The sequence below is a fragment of the Colwellia marinimaniae genome, assembly GCF_002207865.1.
Lineage (GTDB): Bacteria > Pseudomonadota > Gammaproteobacteria > Enterobacterales > Alteromonadaceae > Colwellia > Colwellia marinimaniae.
Window position 1 is genome coordinate 1 of the sequence record NZ_BDQM01000425.1, and the last position, 248, is coordinate 248.

General features: G+C 47.2%; 1 protein-coding gene. It reads right to left on the bottom strand.

From position 1 onward, the window contains the following. Positions 1–27: 27 nt before the first annotated feature. A partial coding sequence (locus MTCD1_RS19925; RefSeq protein ID WP_200818701.1) for a proton-translocating transhydrogenase family protein occupies positions 28–248 on the bottom strand: 221 nt, incomplete at its 5' end.

The window sequence follows — 248 nt, forward strand, 5'->3', positions numbered from 1 at the left end:
ATCCTATAGACATATTGATCTTTCCCCTTAGTCTTTACGGAACATTTTCAGCATGCGCTGAGTGACGGTGAAACCACCGGCAATGTTGATTGAGGCGATCAATATCGCAATCCCCGACAATACTAAAACAGCGGTATTGTCACTGTCCATCTGCACCAGAGCGCCTACGACTATGATGCCACTAATGGCGTTGGTCACACTCATCAGAGGCGTATGCAGAGAATGACTCACGTTCCACACCACGTAAT